Annotated in this window: 3 protein-coding genes; all 3 read left to right on the top strand. The window is 69.1% G+C overall.

Features of this window, described 5'->3' with window-relative positions; translation table 11 throughout:
• The first annotated feature begins 207 nt into the window (after positions 1-207).
• Complete coding sequence (locus ABZV34_RS37815) at positions 208-486, top strand: hypothetical protein (protein WP_356287328.1); 279 nt, start codon at positions 208-210, stop codon at positions 484-486.
• A gap of 70 nt (positions 487-556) precedes the next feature.
• Entirely contained in the window at positions 557-1729 is a 1173-nt protein-coding gene (locus ABZV34_RS37810; RefSeq protein ID WP_356287325.1) for an IS1380 family transposase, read from the top strand.
• Between the two features lie 327 nt (positions 1730-2056).
• On the top strand, positions 2057-2536 hold the full coding sequence (locus tag ABZV34_RS37805) for a hypothetical protein (protein WP_356287322.1): 480 nt from the start codon (positions 2057-2059) through the stop codon (positions 2534-2536).
• The last annotated feature ends 861 nt before the right edge of the window (positions 2537-3397 follow it).

Below are 3397 nucleotides of genomic sequence, written 5' to 3'. Positions count from 1 at the left end.
GGGCCACCCACTGGCCGACAGCGACCGGAACACCTACTACGCCGGTCAGGCCGAGGGCTACACCGACTACCCCGCCTTCACCACCAACTGAGCAACTACGCCCTCCTGCGCCTTTGACGGTTGATCGAAGGCCCGCCGCGCCCGCTCCTCGCCACAGCGAGGAAGCGGCGCGGCGGACCTCGGACACGCCGGCGCCTTCAACGTCCGTTGGAACTCCCACGGATCCCAGGCAACGGGCATCTCGGGCACCGTCAGGCCCTCGATCACCCGCAGACGCGACTCCACCATCCGGCACACCCCGGCTGGGAGCACAGCGAGGAACGGGAGTTCCCTCGGTTCGTCGCCGACGTCCTGCACGGCCGCCTCGTCCCCCGGACCCTCACCACTGCCCTGGGGACCCAGTACGAGGGCTGGGCCGCTCCCGAGGACGTCACGGCAGCCAACGAGTACGCGTCGCCGCAGACCACACCACCCGCACCCGCATGACGTACGGCGCTTACACCGCGGTGCGGGGGCAAGGACCGTCCTCGTCAACGCCGCCCGGCCGTCAATCGCTGTGGCCGTCGGTCTGGCCGCCCAGGTCCGCATTGAGGCGGCCGACAACAGCGGCGGCGCCCATCCGGCGGCCAAGGTGATGTCGCTGCTGGGCGCGATGTGCTCGGGGGCCGATTCCATCGACGATGCCGACAGACTGCGGCATGGCGCAATGGACCGGGCCTTCGCCGGAATACGCGCCCCGTCCACGCTGGGCACCTTCCTGCGCTCCTTCACTCACGGCCACAACCGGCAACTCCACCGGGTGCACCGGGAGTTCCTGGCCCGCCTCGCGACCCACGCCCCGCTGCTGCCCGGCGCCGGGCAGTTGATGTTCATCGATATCGACCCCACCCACCGCCGGGTCTACGGGCGGGCCAAGCAAGGCGCCGAGCACGGGCGCCTGAAGGGGCAGCGCACCCTGCACCCGATCGTGGCCACCCTGTCCACCCCGCTCGCCCGGCCGGTGATCGGTGCGGTCCGCTTGCGCCGCGGCAAGGCCGCCGATGTCCGCGGCGCGAAAAGCTTCGTCGCCCAGGCCCTGGCCATCGCGAAGGAGGCGGGCGGAACCGGAATCCGGATGGTGCGGGCGGACAGCAAGTTCTACACCGCCGACGTGGCCGCCGCCTGCCACAGGGCCGGTGCCTATTTCTCCCTGACCACGGGCATGAACCCCTCCATCGCCGCCGCGATCGGCCGCATCGTCGAGGACGCCTGGGTCCCGATCCGCTACCCCGAGGCATTCGTGGATCCCGACACCGGCGGGATTGTCTCCGACGCCGAGGTCGCCGAGACCGAGTACACAGCGTTCACCGGACGCACGAAGGCCGAGCAGGTCACCGCCCGTCTGATCGTGCGCCGGGTGCGACGCCTGAACCCGCAAGAAGTCACCGGGCAGGGCGAGTTGTTCGACTCCTGGCGCTACCACCCCGTCTTCACCAACAGCCCCTTCGGCATGTTTCAGGCCGAACTGCACCACCGGCGACACGCTGTCGTGGAACAGGTGATCGCGGACGGGAAGTCCTCCGCGCTCGCCCACCTGCCCTCGGGAAACTTCCAGGCGAACGCCGCCTGGCTGACCCTGTGGGCCATGTCGCACAACCTGCTGCGGGCCGCCGGCGCTCTGGCCTCGGCCTTCCATGCCAAGGCCACCACCGCCACACTCCGCGCCCACCTGATCCACCTCCCCGCCTGACTCGCTCGCACCGCGAGGATCAAGCTGACCGCCCACCTGCCCGCCAACTGGCCCTGGCAGAGCGCCTATCACGACTTGTTCGAGGCCGTCCACCACTCGCCATCGACACCCTGACGGCCTCCATCCACACCGCACCCTGACGGCCGCACCGGCCACCGGCGACACCGCCACCGCCCCAGCCCCGACTCGAAAGACACCTCGGACAGGCCGCGACCCGAGCGCGGCGGGCGCCGCACTCCCTCGAACCCGTGCCCCACACCACCATCAGCCCTCGGCGAGAAATCGGACCTCGGAAACATCGGCCGGTGGATCCGGGCTGAAGCACTCATGTCCGTGGCCGGAGCCGGCGGTAGCGCCGTCGTCCAAGTCGACGGCACCGATGCATGGACCGGTCTGCGGCAACGCGTAGCCCGTCTCCTGGGGCGTGGCGACACTCAGCGCGAGAGTGCGGAGCTGGAACGCCTGGACCGCACTGCGCAGGCTCTGGAGGAAGCCGACGCGGGCGAGACGGAGCGGGCGCGCCTGCGCCAGGAGGCATCGTGGCAGACCCGCTTCGAGGCGCTCCTGGAGAACCTGGAGGACTCCGAGCAGCAGCGGGTCGCAACCGAGCTTCAGGCGCTGGTGGCCGAGCAGCGGGAATTCGCGGCCCGCCAAGGCGTGGTCGGCAACACCTTCAACGGCCCCGCCGCGCTGCAGGTCGGCAATCACAACCAGCAGGAGAACCGCTTCCACATCGCGAGCTACCTGCCCGCTCCCGTAGGACCCCGGGTCATCCTCCAGGTCTCCAATTCCATCCCTGTCTCCTGAGTTCCACAGAACTCTCGTCGCCTAGAGTCACAAGATGGGTCCTGACCAGGGATGATGCGGTAAGCCATGGGAAGAAGGCGTGTCACTAGGCGCTGACGTTCTTGCTGGTCAGCGTGGCGGCGACCGCCAAGTGACCCCTTGGTATTGGGGCGTTGCTGTCACGCTACCCGATCACGTAGCGCATTTCGCGCCCATCACCTTGCGCCGAGGGTGGTCAACAAAGGGGGCGAAGAGGGGCGTAACACCCTCGGTCCTTGAGGCTTTCCCGGAGAGGGATGCCCATCCCGCCAGCTTCCTGACCAGTGGGAATGCCGACGCCTAGTGACACGGGCATTTTGGACAGGAGACGGTGAAGTCGCAGGTCAGGGCCCACTTTGTGTCTCTAGCCAGCCGACTTCTGTGGAAGCCGGGTGTCTACGACCTGCCCGACGGAAGCCAGGACCTGGGCGATCATTTCGTCAGCGTGGAGGCGGTCAACGCCGGTGACAAGCCGATTGCCATCACCGGCTGGGGTATCGAGCTCCCCGGTGACCGGCGCATGTTCGTCACGCGAGGCGAGAACTGGGCAACTCCCCTCCCTCACGTGCTCGCCCCCGGCGCCCCTCCCGCACGGTTCCTGATCCGAGCCGATGAGCTGCGGCGGGTAGAGCGAGAGCAGCGCATCCCGTACACGCAGATGCAGCCCTACGTGGGGCTGGCTGACGGGACGGCGTCCACGCCGACCGCAGCGTGCCGTTGGCCTGACCTGCTGCGTCATGATGAGGGGCGGGGGGGGGGCCCCCGCGCCCCCCCCCCCCCCCAAAACCATAGGGCGAGGGGGGGGGGGGGGGAGAGGGTGGAATAGGGGGGGGGGGAGTGAGG

The organism is Streptomyces sp. NPDC005195 (assembly GCF_040608315.1).
Taxonomy (GTDB): Bacteria; Actinomycetota; Actinomycetes; order Streptomycetales; family Streptomycetaceae; genus Streptomyces; species Streptomyces kaempferi.
The sequence above is the reverse complement of the archived record's forward strand: the minus strand, read 5'-3'. Positions and strand labels throughout refer to the sequence as shown.